The sequence below is a fragment of the Polynucleobacter sp. 80A-SIGWE genome, assembly GCF_018882295.1.
Taxonomy (GTDB): Bacteria; Pseudomonadota; Gammaproteobacteria; order Burkholderiales; family Burkholderiaceae; genus Polynucleobacter.
The window spans coordinates 637,486-654,268 of the sequence record NZ_JACVOR010000001.1 but is presented as its reverse complement, the minus strand read 5'-3'; the positions used below and the strand labels follow the sequence as shown (position 1 = coordinate 654,268).

Annotated in this window: 18 protein-coding genes and 1 pseudogene; 6 read left to right on the top strand and 13 right to left on the bottom strand. The window is 45.2% G+C overall.

Going from position 1 to position 16,783, the window contains the following annotated elements; genetic code table 11:
* Positions 1-47: 47 nt before the first annotated feature.
* The 6 genes and pseudogenes from ICN25_RS03480 to ICN25_RS09935 form a co-directional block, all read right to left on the bottom strand.
* Positions 48-371, bottom strand: coding sequence for a P-II family nitrogen regulator (locus ICN25_RS03480; protein ID WP_216179039.1), 324 nt, complete (start codon positions 369-371; stop codon positions 48-50).
* Entirely contained in the window at positions 368-3,463 is a 3,096-nt protein-coding gene (locus tag ICN25_RS03475) for an efflux RND transporter permease subunit (RefSeq protein WP_216179038.1), read from the bottom strand. The genes ICN25_RS03480 and ICN25_RS03475 overlap by 4 nt, the downstream gene beginning before the upstream one ends.
* A gap of 5 nt (positions 3,464-3,468) precedes the next feature.
* Positions 3,469-4,815, bottom strand: a complete 1,347-nt coding sequence (locus ICN25_RS03470; RefSeq protein WP_216179037.1) for an efflux RND transporter periplasmic adaptor subunit — start codon at positions 4,813-4,815, stop codon at positions 3,469-3,471.
* The gene (locus tag ICN25_RS03465) at positions 4,812-6,077 is read right to left on the bottom strand and encodes a TolC family protein (RefSeq protein ID WP_216179036.1); all 1,266 of its coding nucleotides are present in this window, start codon (positions 6,075-6,077) and stop codon (positions 4,812-4,814) included. The genes ICN25_RS03470 and ICN25_RS03465 overlap by 4 nt, the downstream gene beginning before the upstream one ends.
* A gap of 806 nt (positions 6,078-6,883) precedes the next feature.
* Positions 6,884-7,393 (bottom strand): universal stress protein, encoded by a 510-nt coding sequence (locus tag ICN25_RS09940; RefSeq protein WP_255536686.1) that lies wholly within the window; start codon positions 7,391-7,393, stop codon positions 6,884-6,886.
* Positions 7,394-7,486: 93 nt separating this feature from the next.
* Positions 7,487-8,155, bottom strand: a pseudogene (locus tag ICN25_RS09935) (TerC family protein); the annotation flags it as partial.
* Positions 8,156-8,274: 119 nt separating this feature from the next.
* Between ICN25_RS09935 and ICN25_RS03455 the strand changes: the two are divergent.
* On the top strand, positions 8,275-9,147 hold the full coding sequence (locus tag ICN25_RS03455) for a LysR family transcriptional regulator (RefSeq protein WP_216862858.1): 873 nt from the start codon (positions 8,275-8,277) through the stop codon (positions 9,145-9,147).
* Positions 9,148-9,150: 3 nt separating this feature from the next.
* Positions 9,151-10,119, top strand: a complete 969-nt coding sequence (locus ICN25_RS03450) for a sodium-dependent bicarbonate transport family permease (RefSeq protein WP_216179033.1) — start codon at positions 9,151-9,153, stop codon at positions 10,117-10,119.
* Between the two features lie 5 nt (positions 10,120-10,124).
* Here ICN25_RS03450 and ICN25_RS03445 read toward each other — a convergent pair whose 3' ends face one another.
* From ICN25_RS03445 to ICN25_RS03430, 4 genes are all read right to left on the bottom strand, one after another.
* Positions 10,125-10,688 carry a phasin family protein gene (locus ICN25_RS03445; protein WP_216179031.1) on the bottom strand — a complete coding sequence of 188 codons (564 nt, stop codon included), beginning with the start codon at positions 10,686-10,688 and terminating at the stop codon, positions 10,125-10,127.
* 137 nt (positions 10,689-10,825) lie between these two features.
* On the bottom strand, positions 10,826-11,644 hold the full coding sequence (locus ICN25_RS03440; RefSeq protein WP_216179030.1) for a peptidyl-prolyl cis-trans isomerase: 819 nt from the start codon (positions 11,642-11,644) through the stop codon (positions 10,826-10,828).
* Positions 11,645-11,692: 48 nt separating this feature from the next.
* On the bottom strand, positions 11,693-12,010 hold the full coding sequence (locus tag ICN25_RS03435; protein ID WP_255536661.1) for a hypothetical protein: 318 nt from the start codon (positions 12,008-12,010) through the stop codon (positions 11,693-11,695).
* A gap of 19 nt (positions 12,011-12,029) precedes the next feature.
* Positions 12,030-12,839: a sulfite exporter TauE/SafE family protein gene (locus ICN25_RS03430; RefSeq protein ID WP_216179028.1), complete on the bottom strand. Its 810-nt coding sequence runs from the start codon at positions 12,837-12,839 to the stop codon at positions 12,030-12,032.
* 74 nt (positions 12,840-12,913) lie between these two features.
* On the opposite strand from ICN25_RS03430, the gene ICN25_RS03425 reads away from it, so the two are divergent.
* Genes ICN25_RS03425 through ICN25_RS03415 form a run of 3 tightly spaced genes read left to right on the top strand, consistent with a single transcriptional unit; the run spans position 12,914 to position 14,275 of the window.
* Positions 12,914-13,444: a GNAT family N-acetyltransferase gene (locus tag ICN25_RS03425; RefSeq protein ID WP_216179027.1), complete on the top strand. Its 531-nt coding sequence runs from the start codon at positions 12,914-12,916 to the stop codon at positions 13,442-13,444.
* 11 nt (positions 13,445-13,455) lie between these two features.
* Entirely contained in the window at positions 13,456-13,998 is a 543-nt protein-coding gene (locus ICN25_RS03420; RefSeq protein ID WP_216179026.1) for an isochorismatase family protein, read from the top strand.
* A 58-nt stretch (positions 13,999-14,056) separates the two neighbouring features.
* Positions 14,057-14,275 (top strand): hypothetical protein, encoded by a 219-nt coding sequence (locus tag ICN25_RS03415; RefSeq protein ID WP_046329638.1) that lies wholly within the window; start codon positions 14,057-14,059, stop codon positions 14,273-14,275.
* Between the two features lie 4 nt (positions 14,276-14,279).
* On the opposite strand, the gene ICN25_RS03410 is transcribed toward ICN25_RS03415, so the two are convergent.
* Positions 14,280-14,582: a 4a-hydroxytetrahydrobiopterin dehydratase gene (locus ICN25_RS03410; protein WP_216179025.1), complete on the bottom strand. Its 303-nt coding sequence runs from the start codon at positions 14,580-14,582 to the stop codon at positions 14,280-14,282.
* Positions 14,575-15,309 (bottom strand): pseudouridine synthase, encoded by a 735-nt coding sequence (locus ICN25_RS03405; RefSeq protein WP_216179024.1) that lies wholly within the window; start codon positions 15,307-15,309, stop codon positions 14,575-14,577. Before ICN25_RS03405 ends, ICN25_RS03410 begins: the two co-directional genes overlap by 8 nt.
* A 131-nt stretch (positions 15,310-15,440) precedes the next feature.
* Between ICN25_RS03405 and ICN25_RS03400 the strand changes: the two genes are divergently transcribed.
* A complete protein-coding gene (locus ICN25_RS03400) occupies positions 15,441-15,950 on the top strand; it encodes a DUF2889 domain-containing protein (protein WP_255536660.1) in 510 nt (169 codons plus the stop codon).
* A 6-nt stretch (positions 15,951-15,956) separates the two neighbouring features.
* On the opposite strand, the gene ICN25_RS03395 is transcribed toward ICN25_RS03400, so the two are convergent.
* Positions 15,957-16,727 carry an SDR family oxidoreductase gene (locus ICN25_RS03395; protein WP_216179022.1) on the bottom strand — a complete coding sequence of 257 codons (771 nt, stop codon included), beginning with the start codon at positions 16,725-16,727 and terminating at the stop codon, positions 15,957-15,959.
* Positions 16,728-16,783: the final 56 nt, after the last annotated feature.

Here is a 16,783-nt window from a genome sequence, read left to right as displayed (position 1 = left end):
TTTGTGATTCCCGGCAGATTATTCAAATATGCTGAATTTATGCTTGTTTATGGCGTGGATTTTGCAATAAAGAAGGCTTTAGGAACCTCAGTACACCAAACTACACCGTCCCCTACTTGACCTGTTTGGCAAATAGTCACAATCCGGTCCATGAAAATCTGCGCAACCTCATCATTGCAAACAATTTCAACCTTCACTTTCGCAGAGTAGTCCGTGAGCTCATCTTTGATATTGAACTTACCGGTGCGATTGGGAGCGCTACATCCCTCAACTTTAGTTACCGTCATCCCCGGGAAACCTGGGGTCTCCAATAATGCCGTTCTGAGAGCAGCTAATTTATTTGGGCGAATGACCGCCTTCACTTCCATCATGCTTCCACCTCTTTATCTTCAAACCATCTATATAAGACTGGGAGTACTAGTAATGTTAATGCGGTTGAGGTTATTAGCCCTGAGATTACTACAGCCGCCAATGGGCGAGTAACCTCAGAACCAGGTCCACCAGAAAAGAGCATTGGAACTAAGGCCAACATCGCCACTGAAGCAGTCATCATGACCGGCCTAAAGCGATGGCCACAGCCATGCAGTAGAGCATCTTCCATTGAGTAGCCATTCTCACGCAATTGCTTAATAAACGAAATCAGCACCACGCCATTGAGTACAGCGATACCCCAGAGGTTAATAAAACCCACTGCAGCCGGAACCGAGAGGTACTCTCCAGTAATAAAGAGTCCAAACACGCCGCCAATCGAAGCAAATGGCAAAACCAAAATAATCAAACCCGCCAAGCGCATCGACTTAAAAAGCATGAAGAGTAAGAAATAGATCGCCAAAATCGTTATCGGGATGATGATCATCAAACGAGCCATAGCGCGTTCCATGTTTTCAAATTGCCCGCCCCACTCCAGGCTATAGCCTTGCGGTAACTCCACCTGCTTAGCGATGAGACTTTGCGCCTCTTTTACGAATCCACCAAGATCTCGACCATCCACATTGACGCCAACGACTAAACGTCGCTTACCAGACTCTCGAGAAATCTGTGCTGGGCCATCAACCAAAGAAATATCAGCTAAGTCACGCATCAAGACTTGAGCACCATCAGGTGAATGCAAAATAATGTTTTCAATTGCATCAACCTTATCCCGATATGGGGCTGGATAGCGTAGAACTAAAGGAAAGCGTCTCTCCCCTTCATACACCGTACTTGCCTGCTTACCACCTATCGCCGTCTCAATAACATCATTCACGTCGGAAACATTAATTCCATATCGAGCGATTGCATCGCGATTGATGTTGATGTTTAGATAATTTTGCCCGGTGGCTTGCTCGATGCGCAAGTCATTGCTACCTTTCATCTTAGTCAGAATTTGACTGATCTGAGCGCCCAGCTTTTGGAGTGTAGCCATATCATCTCCAAAAATTTTAATTGCCACTTGAGAGCGCACACCAGAAACCATCTCATCTACACGCGCAGCAATTGGCTGAGAAATAGAGAGCTCAATCCCCGGTAAGGTCTTCAACTTATCGCGAATCTCTTGCGCGATCTCTTCCTGGCTGAGCTTGCGATCACCCAAGGGCTTGAGAGTCACAATCGGGTCAGATTCATTAGGCTGACCTGGGTCTGCAGGGGATTCCCCTTTACCCAGGCGAGATACTGCCATCTGAACGTCTGGAATAGTCATGATGCGTTTAATCGCCTCAAACTCCAACTTAATGGATTCATCCAAAGAGATATTCGGGGCTCGCACAATCACTGGGGTAATAGAACCCTCTTGCATCACTGGAATAAATGCTTTTCCAAGCAAGGTAAATCCAACAATACTAGCTGCTAATCCTATTAAAGACCTTTTGACAACTAACTTTGGATTAGCAAGACACCAATGCAACCAACGCTCATATGGTGCGCGTAAACGAGCCACAATTTTTGTGTCATCCTCACTTCCGCCCTTCAAGATGTAAGAGCAAAGAACTGGGGATAAGGTGAAAGAAAGAATTAGTGAAATAGTGAGTGCGATGGCGATCGTAATAGCCATTGGCGCAAACATCTTTCCTTCCATACCTTCCAGAGATAGCAGAGGCATGAAAACTAAAATAATGATGCCAACACCAAAGAGTACCGGTGTACCAACCTCGGTAGCGGCCTCCAAAATAATACGAATCTTTGACTCACCAGTCTTCAGTCTTTCGCCTAGCTTGGCAAAGGTATTTTCTACTACCACTACCGAGCCATCGACCATGATGCCGATTGCAATCGCCAAACCTCCAAGCGACATGAGGTTGGCAGAAATGCCGTAGCGGTTCATCACTAAGAATGTCAGTAGCGGCGTGAGGATTAAGGTTGCCACCACAATGAGAGAGGAGCGCACGTCACCTAGGAACAGGAAGAGCAGGATCACCACCAAGATCACACCCTCAATCAACACTTTTGCTACGTTGAACATCGCAGCATTTACTAAGTCCGTACGATCATAAAAAGGCACAATCTGCAGGCCATCAGGCAATAACTTACCCTCATTAATCTCGGCAACCTTTTGTTTAATGCGATTGACTACCTCTCGCGCATTACCACCACGAATCATCTGAATGATGCCGGCAACACTCTCGGTATAACCATTCTTAATAGCGGCGCCCTGCCTAACCTCACTACCGATAGTCACTTCCGCGACATTCTTAACGTAAACCGGAATCCCCTTAACCTCTTTGAGAATAATTTTTCCGATATCTTCAGGCTTGGTAACTAATCCCACGCCTCGAATCAAGAAACGCTCTGCGTAGCTAGGCAACTGCCCACCACCAGAATTGGCATTATTTCTAGCAAGTGCCTCATACACTTCGCGCAAACTAACTTGGTAATGGCGCAATCGTTCTGGATTAACAAGTACTTGATATTCACGGGCAAAACCACCCTGCGTATTAATTTCCGCAACACCTGCGATAGACCGCAACATTGGACGAACAACCCAATCTTGAATCGTACGACGTTCCTCGAGCTCTTCTACTGTTAGCTGCCTATCTCCATCGGAGGGATGGTCTAGGGTGTATTGGTAGATCTCTCCCAGCCCCGTAGATGGAGGCGCCATTACTGGAGTAATACCCTCCGGCATTTTGGAAGCCACCTCAATCAAACGCTCGGTAACCAATTGACGAGCGAAATACAAATCTGTTTTTTCAGTAAATACCAAGGTAATCACAGACAAGCCGTTACGGTTCAGGGAACGCATTTCTGTTAACCCTGGAAGGCCCGTCATTCCCAACTCAATTGGCACCGTGACAAAGCGCTCCACCTCTTCAGGTGAGCGTCCTGGTGCCTCAGAGGCAATTTGCACCTGTACGTTGGTGACATCCGGGAAAGCGTCGACTGACAAACGCTTTGTTGCCAATAGTCCAGCTACAAAAAGGACGAGCGCAATAATGACAACTAGAAGACGTTGCTGAAGTGAAAGTCGAACAATTTTCTCAATCATGAGATCTATCCACCGCTCAACTGTCGCTTACGTTCGGCATTCAAATGAAAGGCACCGTTAACAGCAATTTCCTGACCCTCTTTAAGCCCGGAAATTACAGGGCGATAGCCCTTCCCTTCTGGCCCCAATTTAACAGTGACCATGCGATAAGTATCTTCATCTTCGCGAATAAAAACATGATCATGATTATCTTGACGAATCACAGCACTTACCGGCACCAATAGTCTCTCGGTAGGCTGACTTTCGATCATCATGGTTGCCAACATGCCAGGTTTGATCAGACTGTCTTTATTGGGTACTTCCATTCTGACAACTACCGTACGTGTTTGAGGATTCACAATCGAGTCCACGTGAGCAACTACACCTTCAACCTCGGCATTCCTAAGGGCTGGAATAATCAAGGTAATTTTTTGCCCCTTGTGAATCAAGTAGGCGTTACTCTCGGGTATTTCAGATACGGCCCATAAAGTACTCAAATCAGCCACCGTAAAGAGTGCTTCTGCAGGCTGAACGACTTGACCCTTATTAATCTTGCGCTCAACGATTTCGCCAGGAATAGTGGCAATGACATTATTGGTGGATTCAATCACACCAGATTTAGCCAGTCGATCAATGCTAGGCTGATCCATGCCTTGCACTCTCAGCTGATCATTAGCCGCACGAAATTCTGCCTTTGCGCTACTAGCCTCTGACTCACGTCTTTGCAACTCAGCTAATGCGATCACATCTTCTTTGTACAAAATTCTGGCCCGATTAGCAGCTTGATCAGCTAACTGACTGGCGCTCTTGGCCTTTAGGTAAGCGAGTTGGGATTGCGTTAATTCAGTTGATGTAATTTTAGCGAGGATATCCCCCTGCTTTACGATCTGACCAGGAACGCCCAAGATTTCAGAAACTCGCCCCGTGACATTAGCGCCAATGCGGGATAAAAAGAGCTCGTTGAAATCAATGCGACCAGATGCTCGCAACTCCTCAACAAATGAGCCTGTATAAAGATTGCCATCTGTAATCATTTTGCGCAAATCGGCATTAACAATAACTATATTGGGATCCTGGACCGACTTAATGGTTGGACTACGATCAAACACATTGAAGTAATTTAGGATGATCAAAAATAAACAAAACCAAGGAAAGTAAAAAAGTCCTTTCTGCGTCCACTGAGGGCTCTTATCGTATTGCTGAGCAACGCGAGGTAAATGCGTACTAAACCACTCATGGGTCAGTGCATACCAGTCGTTCTGAGTTTTAATGACGATGGCAATCCATTTCTGAACATAAACCTTTGCCACTGCCCTATAACGAGCATAAAGCTCCTTTAATTTGTCAATTTTTGCTATGAATTCTTGCTTCATTGCTTTCCACTCTCAATTTTTGCAATCCACTCCGGAGTTGCTCTTAAACGCTGAATCTCTGTAACAACCGAAGCCAAATCAAACCGCGCTTTAATTAAGTCATTACGAGCCACTCTAAATGTTCTTTGCGCATCCAAATACTCGAGCATGCCCCGCTCGCCGTAGCGGTAAGAAACCTCCGCAATCCGTCGTGCACTTGAGGCCAACTGAACCACATCTTGATCCAGAATCTTTACCTGATAACTAGTCATTTGATAGAGCTTGTATGCTGTTTCTAACTGCTGCTCCAGACTCTGGCTTTGTGCATTAAATTGATTCTTAGCTTTGGATGCATTGGCTTCCGCCTCTGCAATCTGACCACCCTTAAAGTCCCAGATAGGAATGCTCACCACTAAACCATAGAGGCGGTCAGTAAAGTTAGGGTCGTTATATTGTTGTGCCTTGATGGATAGCTTTGGTAAGCGAGAGTTCTGCTCGAAACTGAGTCTAGATTCAGTCGCCTCAACCTCTGCTTTTGCTCTTTGTAACTCAGGACTCTGCGAGTGCAACTCACTGAGCAAGGTTGGTAAAGGGGGTAAAGGCTCAATCTTGAAGATTTGAGAAACCACCTCATAATCAGCGGGCAAGTTATGTCCGACCACCTGCCTGAGTTGCCCCTTAGCCTGCTCAACCCTAAGCTTGCTAGATTCCGTATTAATTTGCGCATTTAGGAACTCAGTTTGTGCGCGAATTAATTCAAATCGAGCAGTCTCGCCAACGTCATACCGAATTTGCATGCGATCACGAATTTGCTTCGTTAACCCCAAATCTTCTTCAGCAGCTTTTAGCTCTGCATCACGACGCATTAATTCATAAAAACGCTGTTGCACTCTTGAAATCATTTCAATCTCGAATGCAATTCGTGTCGCATCCGCAGCCCGAACATTCGCCTCAGCAGCATTCACTCTGGGATAACGGGTATAGGGCATGTCTAGAGGTTGCGTTACTGACCACGATGACACATTACCTGTAGTTAATGGGCCCGATACCGATCTTTGTTGGCCAGTGTTTAACTCAAACTCCGGATTAGGAATTGCGCGAGCTGTAGAAAGTTGTCCTTTGATAGCCTTAGATTGATCTCGTGCAGCCAAGACTTGAGGGCTCGATTCCAATGCAATGACAATCAACTCATTGAGCGTAAGTGGCTTTTTACCTTGCGCACTAACTCCACCTGAGAGCAGGATGCAGAGGGTCAGTATCGATGCAGACGTTAAGCGATTCATTACGACAATTTTAGAAAAAAGATGTGACTTCTCATTATCCGTCCCTGAGACGACAAATAGGCGAGAAATTCCCCAAATCAGGGATCTGAGCACGGTTTTGAGTAGGTGTATCAAAGATTGGTGTAGCAAATTCAAAAGAAAACCATTTATAAAAATTAAAATGGTCTTGCCTTGAGATTGAATCACCCTTATACCGGACCCAAAGGTCGAATTGTCGGCATAAGGGACTCAGAAAACTGAGCAGGCTACTCCCCATGTGTATGACAGTAATTAGATCATACTTATGACGAATAAATTGAATTATGGGTGAATTTCTCATACGTAGACGTGTTTTGAAAATCGCCCATATTTTTGACTTTTATGAAACGCCTTCTGAATCAGCTTATAGATTTTCTTAAGGCACATTTCCAGAGCCATCCGTTTATCTCTTGCGGTCATACTCACTTCGATTTGATGGTGGTCAAATGTCTCTAAACTAATCATGCAATGTTGATTGCAAGTCGTCTTAGATGACGGGACTGCAGAATATTGAATCTTGATTTTTCGTACCATCCAAAAGAGCCGCTTTAATGAAAACTTCACCCGATTCTCTGTGAAGACTTTTAATTCCGACTCAACTTCTTCTCTCGCATCTAAGATCACATTCATTGCCATCTCTCCTTTGTTAAACACAGACTCAGAATAGGACAATCTTTACTTCTAATAAAGCAGAATTTAATTGACTTTAATTCAGTATTTAACTGAATATAGATGGGCAAAAAAATGCCCTCAGAACGAGGGCATAAAAGAGAACAGCTGGATTAAAACTAATCGATCACAACAGCCATCAGTGCAGTGGCAGCGCCAGCACCCAGAGCCGGAATACCCCAACGCTCAAGTGCAGGCAAGGAGCTACCTGTTACCACCTCGACTGGAATATCGCTGATTTCAAGCAACTTAGCGGTAGTAGAGTTTTCAAATAAACGACTCAGGGAGTTTTGCTTTGAAGTGCCAATCACAATACGATTGCATTCAAGTCGCACTGCTTCATCACGAATGGCGTTACCTTTATCTCCGCACACATAAGCAAAGGAAAAGTTTAGGCCGCGATTTTCAAGGTATGCAGATGCAGAGGCTGCCGCCTGTGCCGCACGTTCAGCATGCCACTCATTAATATCTTGCTTGCTAAAAAATTTGCCGATGTGGCGATATAAGGTAGGCTGCACATTGCACAAGTGAAAATGTGCACCGGGATCCTGCCCATAAGTCTTCACGGCATGCTTTACTGCCATATCTGAATTTTTTGAACCATCTACAGGAATTAAAATTTTATTCATTTTGCTTTCTCCATAATTAGGGGACTGCTCTTGTAAAACGACATTTGCAGACTCGGGAACTACAACCGAAGGAGCAATCACACCTTCAAGCGCACGCCTACTTCTAATAAACCCACTAGTTAATACACCCAATACAACAGCCACTTGAATCACGTATTCCAAAGCGGGGCTCTGGGAGACAAGCCAATCTTGAGAGAGAGGCTCAGAGATCATCATTTTTGCGGCTGTCCATGCCAGTACGCCAGCCCCCAAGTAGGTAACTGAAGGGTAGCGCTCGACCAGCTTGAGGATTTGAGTTGAACCCCAGATAACCACGGGAATGCTAATTAACAATCCAAGGACAACCAGCACATAGCTACCGTGCGAAGCGCCTGCCACCGCGAGAACGTTGTCTAGGCCCATGATGGCGTCTGCAATCACAATCGTTTTCATAGCACCCCAAAAAGTGGTGGATGCTTGGCCATGCTCATCATTCTCTTGCTCGGGATTTAGCAAGCGGTAAGCAATCCAAACCAATAGCAAGCCGCCTATCAGCATCAAACCAGGGATCTTTAATAAGTAGACAACCAATAGCGTCATTGCGCTTCGGACTGCAATCGCACCGACAGCGCCCCAGACAATTGCCTTTTTCTGCAAATGGGCAGGGAGGTTTCTAGCGGCCATCGCAATCACAATGGCGTTATCACCCGCGAGCACCAAGTCAATCACAATGATTGCCAGCAAAGCCGAAAAAAATTCGGGGCTAAATAGTTCCAATTTCATCTCCTCATTTAATTACCCATGAATTCCATGGATTTCCATGGGGTTAATTTAGGCTGATTTGCACTTAACAAAAAGCAGAGATATATTGATAGTAATTTCGTAAAAACCTGATAATCAAAATGCTCTATAACTACCGTCACCTTTACTATTTCTGGGTAGTAGCCAAAGAAGGCAGTATGTCTAAGGCTGCCGAACGCCTTAATATTGCGATCCAGACGATTAGCGCCCAAGTACATGAATTAGAGAAATCACTGGGATATCTACTATTTAAGCCGGCTGGACGGGGTATCGCCTTAACCGAATCTGGGTTTGCCGCCTTAGAAATTGCAGATCAAATCTTTCTCTTGGGCGAGCGCTTGCCTGAGGCAGTGAGGGAGGCAGCAAGCTCTCCTAAAACCAAAATTACAGTTGGCGTATCGGATGGCCTACCCAAGCTGGTAACCAGGCAGTTGTTGGAGCCTATCCTAGAAAAAAATGATGTGCAGCTGATTGCGCATGAAGGTGAGTTTGAAGATCTCTTAGCAGACTTGGCCTTACATAGATTGGATATCGTGCTGGCTGACAGACCCGCTCCAATCAACAAAAATCTTCACGTCTACAGTGAAGAATTAATCAAGTCATCCATTGCATGGTTTGGGCCCAAGAAACTACTCAAACAATCTAAAAAAGCCTTTCCTGCGTGCCTGAATGAGTTACCCATTCTTCTGCCAACCTCTCACTCGAAGGTTCGTCATTTGATAGACCAATGGTTCGCTGAAAATGGCATTAATCCCAATATTGCAGGGGAGTTTGAGGATAGCGCCCTACTAAAAACCTTCGCAGCTAGTGGCCTTGGAGTCTTTCCAGCTGGAGAAAGTATCAAGAAAGACTTACAAGAAACTTATCACATCGAAATGATTGGTAAGTGCGAGGATATCTACGAATATTTTTATGCCATTCGCTCAGAGAAGAAAATTCAGCACCCACTAGTAGAAGCAATTATCAGGCGTTAGGCGATGGCAAATTTTTTAGATCCGGCAATCCTATTTTTTATATTTGGCGCATTTGCGGGCGCCGTGAAATCGAACCTGGAAATCCCTCAGCCCATTGCCCGCTTTCTATCGCTCTACCTATTAATGGCATTGGGCCTCAAGGGCGGATTCGCACTACATAAATCAGGCTTTACAACAGAAATCGCCCTCTCTCTTGGCCTCGCAATATTTTTGGCAGTCTTGATTCCTATCGTTGGCTATCAAATCCTCAGAACCAAACTCAATGCATTTGATGCGGCAGCTGTTGCGGCTACTTATGGCTCTGTCAGTGCCGTGACATTCATCACAGCTACCCAATACCTAGATCAATTCAATATCAGTTATGGCGGCCATATGGCGGCGGCGATGGCCCTCATGGAATCTCCGGCGATCATCCTCGCAATAGTGCTAGCAAACAAAGCAAGGGCCGCACACGCAAAACAAACTCAAACTGAAGTTACACAAACAGGGATCTCAAAAATACTGCATGAGTCCTTTACCGATGGCGCACAACTTTTACTGCTTGGATCCATGGTGGTTGGCTTAGTCAGTGGGGATGCGGGTCAAAAACTCATGGCACCCTTTTCCATCGATCTTTTCAAGGGAATGCTCGCATTTTTTCTGCTGGATATGGGCTTAATGGCAGCCAGAAATATCAAAGGCTTGAAGGGAAAACCGCCCATTACCCTGCTCTATGCAATTGCCTCCCCACTGTCACATGCTCTGATCGCATTGGCGCTCTGCAAGTTGATAGGTTTACCACTTGGCAATACTATTTTGCTGATGGTCCTTGCTTCAAGCGCTTCCTATATTGCCGTGCCAGCTGTTTTACGACACGCCTTACCGGAGGTGAATCCCGCCCTCTATATGGGCATGTCCCTGGGCATCACCTTCCCGTTCAACATTATTTTAGGCATTCCTCTGTATGCCATGATTGCTAAGCTAGTCCTATAAACGCGCTATTTCTTTTTTGGTTTCGGTGTAGCGCTACCTTTTTGTACTGACGAAAACTGACTCATATTTTCTACGCTCTTCTCAAAGCTTACAAATGAGTCTGCCATTGCCGCACGGATCAATTCAAAATTCTGGAGCGCATTGTTAAATGAGGTTTTGAATACCGAGGTATAGGGCTCAGTTCCCGCCGGAGCATTTTGAGTGGCCTCATTCACAAAATGAATTAAATCATGTTGCGATTCTTTAATCATCGTTTCCGCAATTTTTGCTAGCTCCTTATTTCCACTGGCGAAAGCTTGAAAAAGTTGGGCTTGATAGTCGGCCACCTCTTTTGCGGCATCTTGCAATACCTCGGCATGCACATAATCAAAGGCCGCCTTTGGATCCTGAGTTTTCATGAGCTCTGCAACTTTGGCCTGCAATCGAGAAGATAGCTCTTGTGCGGCGCGCTGATTTAATTGGGCGATCTCCTGAGCGCTTGTCAGTGCGGCTTGACCAACTGCTTGGGCGGCTTTCATTCCCTTGTTCTGATTTGCCATTGCACCTAAATCAAATGGATTCTTGCTCATTTGCACTCCCTTAGTTAATCAGTGATTTTTTCAATCTACTCCCGAATGATTGGCAAGGAGATAGAGAAATACCACTAGAGACTGCCAGAAATGCAAAAGAGCGCCCTCAGGCGCCCTTTTTAATCATTTGACCTGATTTAACGTACGACGATAGTAGCGCCCTGACGCAATTGGGATAAGAATTCAAACTGCTTCTTCTGCATCAAACCATTACGAATAGCGGCTTTAGCCTGCTCAAAAGTTGGCGGCTTGCTGGATTTTTTATCTTCCAACTTAATTAAATACCAACCTTGCGGCATCTGAATTGGCGCTGGAGAAACCTGACCCTTGGAAAGAGTTGTCAGAACGCTGGCAATTTGTGGCAAGGTCTGACCCGCTTGCACCCAACCTACAGCGCCACCCTGAACTTTATTTGGGGCCAATGAAACACTCTTAGCCACTTTATCGAAGGACTCACCTTTTTTAATTCTGGCCAAGGCAGCTTGTGCATCTGCTTCAGTAGCAACAGCAATATCACTCACCTTATATTCCACGATCATGCCCTGCGAACCCAAAGAAGCAATCTCGCGGTTGTACTCCGCTTGAACATCTGCATCACTGACGGGATTTTTCGACATATAAGTAGATAGCTCTAAGTCGGCTAAATAATTTTGACGAATCATAGCCAACTGACTATTAGCTCTATCAGAATTTGCGAGGCCATCTTTATCAGCTTGTTGTGACAAGAGGGAAATTTCAATCATCTTAGCCAAGACCGCCTTGCGAAGCTCTGGAGAATCTTTTTGACCTTGAGACAAAGCTGCTTGAATACCTTGCTCAACAAGGTCGTTGGAAATAATGTATCCATTAACAGAGGCGGCCGCGTTGATCGGCAGCGTATTCTGGGAATGAGCCAATGTAACAAAGCCTAGTGCCAATACAGCGCTTGCAATTAAACGAATGGAATGTAATCTCATGGGAACTCTTTTCTAAAATGTAGAAGCAATATTAACAGTTAGGTCTTTCTAGAAGGTAAAGGTGGCAGGTATTGGCTCAAAAGGCGCAGCGGATTCGGTCTCCTGTGCTTCGGCCTGCTCTTCACCATCTGGATTTTTGACATAGCGTGAATCAAAAGGAACCTTCGGCTTCTGACTAACGGGTGGTGGGTTTAAGTAAACCGGGCCTGAGGGGGTCTCCACCGGCGCAATCGGCTGATTATTAAACTCTTGAATTTGCTCGGGAGTATAGGGCGAGAATGTCTGCGCATTAACACCAACAGGAAATACAAAGCTAAAAGTAGTCCCGAAGATCAAACACGTTTTAAGCCGAATTGAGTGATTCATAAATCTTTCTTGGTTGTACTTAGGCCAGCAAGCCATCAGCAATTAATTTAATACTAGCTACCAATAAGAAAAATTGGACAATGATGTAATACCACTTAGCCGAAATCCTCTTGGCCAAATAAAAACCTAGATAGACCCCTACCGGCACTAAAGGCAGCAAGAGTATTGAGGTGGCTAACTGACTAAAGTTCAGTAAATCAAGATAGGCGTATGGAACTAATTTGCCAAAATTAATCACTGTAAAAAATATACCCAATGTTGAGGTGTACACCATTGGTGAAACCTTCTCTCTCAGCATATAGATTGTGATTGGTGGACCGCCTATATGGGCAATAAATGAAGTAAAACCTGAAACTCCCCCCATCAATCTTCCAAGCCAAGGAAATGGTTTAGCTTCTTTAAGATTCAAGCGCGAGATCACCAAGCTTTGTATCAAAAAGAGTAAGGTAAAGATACCGATGGAAAGCGAAAGGATTTTGGGTGTAATGGCAGAAAAGAAGAGGTATCCCAAAAGCATTCCGAACGCAGCCGGTAATAAGACTAACTTTAGTATTCTCCAATCGGCGTTTCTGAGAAATCGTCGTAATCCCACTAAATCAATTGCAATCAATAGTGGCAGCAGAATTGCTAAAGCCTCATTGATGCTGGACTGGCTTGCCATCAGCGGTAAGGAAAGAACCCCCAAGCCGGCACCGAACCCACTTTTAGAGATTCCTACAATGATGACGCTCAGAACCGCCAATACGAAGAAGAGCAGGGAATGGTCGTTGAAAGCCTGAACCAAAGAAATCATGGGGGAATTGCCAAGTGCGATAGGGTGAAAGCTCATTTTAGAGCTAAAACACTGTGGGGGTAGCTATAAAAAGGTATTCTGAAGAAAAGAGCCTCGCCCATATCCAACTGATGAAGACACCAATTTCATTTTCCAATAAGACGTATGCGCTTGACAGTAAGTCGCACTACCTTATTCGCCCTATCCAGCCGGATGATCGAGAGCGAATTATTGGGCTCTTTAATCATCTCTCACCCGAAAGCCGCTACCTGCGCTTTGCACATGCCATTTCAAAGTTACCGGATGATTTTCTGGATGACATCCTGCATTTAGACTATAAAAAAGAGATGGCCTTAGTTGCAGTCATTAAAAATCATTCAGGCGAGGATGAGATTGTTGGAATTTCACGTTATGTGACGCCACCCAAGAAAAGTAGTTGTGAATTCTCACTGAGCGTAAGTGATATCCATGCTGCACATGGTATTGGTACACATTTGATGCTTGACCTCATCACACATGCAAAAGAAAATGGATTGCAAGAAATGCTAGGTTATGTCTTAAGCAATAATCTCAAAATGTTGCACCTGGTTTCTGATCTAGGTTTTCAAATTACCAATCTCGATGATGACCCCGACTTTAAAACCGTCAGTCTTTATCTATGAACTCAATAGCTATGAATACATCTAATCAAATTCATTCAGACTCATCCATCTTGATCTTGATCGATTTGCAAGGGCGCCTGATGCCCGCAATAGATCAAGGTGAGGCAGTACTGAATCAATGCATCCGCACCGCTAAGATTGCCCAACTGCTCGAGATTCCGATTATCGGCACGGAGCAGAATCCGACTAGCCTAGGGAGCAATGTCGATTCCATAAAGTCTTTTTGCAGCACAACCATTAGCAAAGAGCATTTCAATGCCTGCGCTGATGGTCTTACTGCAGCAATTCCCAGCAATCGCCAGCAATGCATTTTGATGGGATGCGAAACCCACGTTTGCTTAATGCAAACAGCACTTAAACTCATCGATGAAGGCTACGATGTATCAGTGGTGGTGGACGGAGTTGGCTCACGCAGAGCGCTCGACAAGCAAATCGCACTAGACCGGCTGCAAAACGCCGGGGCTAGACTCATCACCGGAGAGATGCTGGGATTTGAATGGCTCAAGAATGCTCAAAATCCAGTCTTCAAGGAAGTTCTTGCGCTACTGAAATAATAGAGCTGGGCTAGCGAGGCTTTATTTGCTATTCTGCATCATCACTTAAAGGATCCATATGACAAACGACACTCAAACCCAAAACGACGAAGACTTTGACTATGGGTGTGAATGCGCCATGACACTCTTAAATGAGCCGACAGAAGATTGCCTTAATGATCTGATTGACGAGCTTGATGAAGATGGCATGATCGCAACAGAAGTTGTTTATGGTCTGCTAGCAACTATCCTCATGAGCATTACTTCCGAAGATGAAGATGACGAGGAAGTTCAGTAAAGAGTTAAGCCGAGACTTGACGAGCAAATTGATCCATGGCGCTTGCCATGGCCACATCCAGCTCAGTCAAGGCTTTCATCGAATGGGTGCTCAAGCGAACTGACACCCTATTCCAAGAATTAGACCAATCTGGATGATGATCCAGCTCTTCAGCAAAGTCTGCACAGAGCGTCATAAACTCAAAGGCATCTTTAAAGTCTTTAAATTCAAATACTCGAGTTAACTCTTGAGTGTTCAGGTTCACATGCCACTCGGGCAGTATTTTTTCAAAATCAAAATCGCTTGGAACTAGCTTTGGCTTAGACACTAGGGGCATCCACGCTTTTAGACAATTTTTGTAAATCTTCTGGGTATAGCCAACGCCACTCACCTTCAGCCAAATCCGCAGGCATCAGGTATTGGCCGATTTCAGTACGGTGTAGTTTGGCCACATGATTGCCTACTGCAGCCATCATGCGCTTCACCTGATGGTAGCGGCCTTCAACGATAGTCATTGCTAATATATTTTCGCCAAGCTGTTTGCACGCTGTGGCAAAACAAGGTTTTGGATCGTCATCCAGCACAACACCATTGAGCAAGTGGTCGATCTGTTTTTGGGTAATAGGCTCTGGGGTGGTGATCTCATACACCTTACCAATATTCTTTTTTGGCGTGGTCATCTTATGAATAAACTGACCATCATCTGAAATCAGAATTAAGCCAGTAGTATCAAAATCTAAGCGGCCAACACATTGCAAGCCTCGCTCTACAAAGGGCTTAGGCAATAAGCTATAGACGCTTGGATGATGCGTAGTTTTGTGAGAGCACTCATAGTTTGGAGGCTTGTTAAAGGCGATATAGGCTTTTTCATGAAACTCCCAGTCCTTGCCTTCCACATTCAGCATCAAGCCCTCTGTCGGAATCCGCTCTTCAGGATCTTCTGCCAAAACACCATTGACCTTGACTAGGTCGGCATAGACTAAATCGCTGCAAAAGCGTCGTGTGCCAAATCCTTGGCTAAATAATATTTTTTCGAGAGAAATTGGTTTGGCCATATGTTGCCGAGAATACTACAAAGCAGACTGACTACGCGACCACGAAATGAAGCCGTTATGATTGATATATACCCTCTCTTAGCTTCTTGCTTACTGCCGCCATGCTCTCAACCCCAGCCCCTAGAAATCCCTTGCACACCCGTGAAATTACCTTTCAGGGTTATGCCCGAGAGGATGGCCTTTGGGATATTGAAGCCCATTTACGGGATTTCAAATTTCAGCCCTTCACCACTGGTGGGAAAACCTGGGAGCCTGGCCAAGCTTTTCACGACATGTGGGTTCGCATTACCCTCAATACAGAATTAGTTATTCAAGCAATTGAGGTGGCAATGGATAGCCATCCTCACCCAGAATGCCCCCAAGTCATCCCTCCAATGGATGCGCTAATTGGTACACGCCTTGGCAAAGGTTGGCGCAAAACTATCAATGAACATCTTGGCGGAATTAAAGGGTGCACGCACCTGCGAGAGCTGCTGAGCAATATTGCAACAGCGGCTTTCCAATCGATTCCTGGAGCCTTATTTGATCCGGATGACAACAAGCCACCCCTCTATTTGGGAACCTGTAAATCTTGGGACTTTGATGGACCAGTAGTGATGCGCGTCTATCCCAAGTTTTACAAGTGGAAACCTACAGTCTAGATTTCTTTAAAACTCGCCACGGTGAACATTAAATCCGTTGAAGGCTTGCTGCACTGGCATCAGCTCAACTAAATTAATGTTCATATGGCTTGGCAGGTTGGCAGACCAGTAAATAGCCTCAGCAACATCATCTGCGCTTAATGCCTTAACGCCGGTATAGACCTTGCCTGCTTTATCGTCATCACCCTTAAAGCGCACATTGGAAAACTCTGTTCCAGAACACATGCCAGGCTCAACGCAAGTAACGCGCAATGGTGTACCAATTAAATCCGCCCTAAGGTTCAAACTAAATTGCTGCACAAAGGCTTTAGTGCCACCGTAAACATTGCCACCTGGGTAGGGATAGTTCGCCGCTACAGAGCCTAAGTTGATGACATGACCACATTTGCGTTCCACCATTCCAGGCAAGAAAGCGCGCGTCATATGCACTAGACCCTTGATGTTGGTATCAATCATTTGATCCCAATCTGAGAGGAACGCTTGATGCGCTGGCTCTAAACCTAAAGCCAACCCAGCGTTATTGACCAGCACCGTCACCTTGGCAAAGTCTGCCGGCAATATTGCCGCAAGAACATCAACCTTTGCGCTGTCACATACATCTACAGCCAAGGTAAGTAATTTCTTCTGCTGCTCTGCCGGAAGAGATGCTTTTAAAGCCTCTAAGCGCTCCACCCTTCTGCCTACAGCAATCACTTTATGGCCATTCGCTAAAAATCGTTTAGCGGTTGCCTCTCCAAAGCCAGCGGTAGCGCCGGTTACTAAAACTGTATGTTCCATATTCTTTCTGCTTATCTTTTTTAATTGACCGAGTCATTTATATTAATGCCTATATG

What these genes read in the sequence shown, in the direction of transcription:
- ICN25_RS03445 (WP_216179031.1), bottom strand. Translation starts at nt 10,688, where the DNA reads ATGAGCAAGAATCCATTTGATTTAGGTGCAATGGCAAATCAGAACAAG.
- ICN25_RS03455 (WP_216862858.1), top strand. Translation starts at nt 8,275, where the DNA reads ATGCTCTATAACTACCGTCACCTTTACTATTTCTGGGTAGTAGCCAAA.
- ICN25_RS03440 (WP_216179030.1), bottom strand. Translation starts at nt 11,644, where the DNA reads ATGAGATTACATTCCATTCGTTTAATTGCAAGCGCTGTATTGGCACTA.
- ICN25_RS03480 (WP_216179039.1), bottom strand. Translation starts at nt 371, where the DNA reads ATGATGGAAGTGAAGGCGGTCATTCGCCCAAATAAATTAGCTGCTCTC.
- ICN25_RS03435 (WP_255536661.1), bottom strand. Translation starts at nt 12,010, where the DNA reads ATGAATCACTCAATTCGGCTTAAAACGTGTTTGATCTTCGGGACTACT.
- ICN25_RS03395 (WP_216179022.1), bottom strand. Translation starts at nt 16,727, where the DNA reads ATGGAACATACAGTTTTAGTAACCGGCGCTACCGCTGGCTTTGGAGAG.
- ICN25_RS03420 (WP_216179026.1), top strand. Translation starts at nt 13,456, where the DNA reads ATGAATACATCTAATCAAATTCATTCAGACTCATCCATCTTGATCTTG.
- ICN25_RS03465 (WP_216179036.1), bottom strand. Translation starts at nt 6,077, where the DNA reads ATGAATCGCTTAACGTCTGCATCGATACTGACCCTCTGCATCCTGCTC.
- ICN25_RS03430 (WP_216179028.1), bottom strand. Translation starts at nt 12,839, where the DNA reads ATGAGCTTTCACCCTATCGCACTTGGCAATTCCCCCATGATTTCTTTG.
- ICN25_RS03415 (WP_046329638.1), top strand. Translation starts at nt 14,057, where the DNA reads ATGACAAACGACACTCAAACCCAAAACGACGAAGACTTTGACTATGGG.
- ICN25_RS03470 (WP_216179037.1), bottom strand. Translation starts at nt 4,815, where the DNA reads ATGAAGCAAGAATTCATAGCAAAAATTGACAAATTAAAGGAGCTTTAT.
- ICN25_RS03450 (WP_216179033.1), top strand. Translation starts at nt 9,151, where the DNA reads ATGGCAAATTTTTTAGATCCGGCAATCCTATTTTTTATATTTGGCGCA.
- ICN25_RS09940 (WP_255536686.1), bottom strand. Translation starts at nt 7,393, where the DNA reads ATGAATAAAATTTTAATTCCTGTAGATGGTTCAAAAAATTCAGATATG.
- ICN25_RS03405 (WP_216179024.1), bottom strand. Translation starts at nt 15,309, where the DNA reads ATGGCCAAACCAATTTCTCTCGAAAAAATATTATTTAGCCAAGGATTT.
- ICN25_RS03475 (WP_216179038.1), bottom strand. Translation starts at nt 3,463, where the DNA reads ATGATTGAGAAAATTGTTCGACTTTCACTTCAGCAACGTCTTCTAGTT.
- ICN25_RS03425 (WP_216179027.1), top strand. Translation starts at nt 12,914, where the DNA reads ATGAAGACACCAATTTCATTTTCCAATAAGACGTATGCGCTTGACAGT.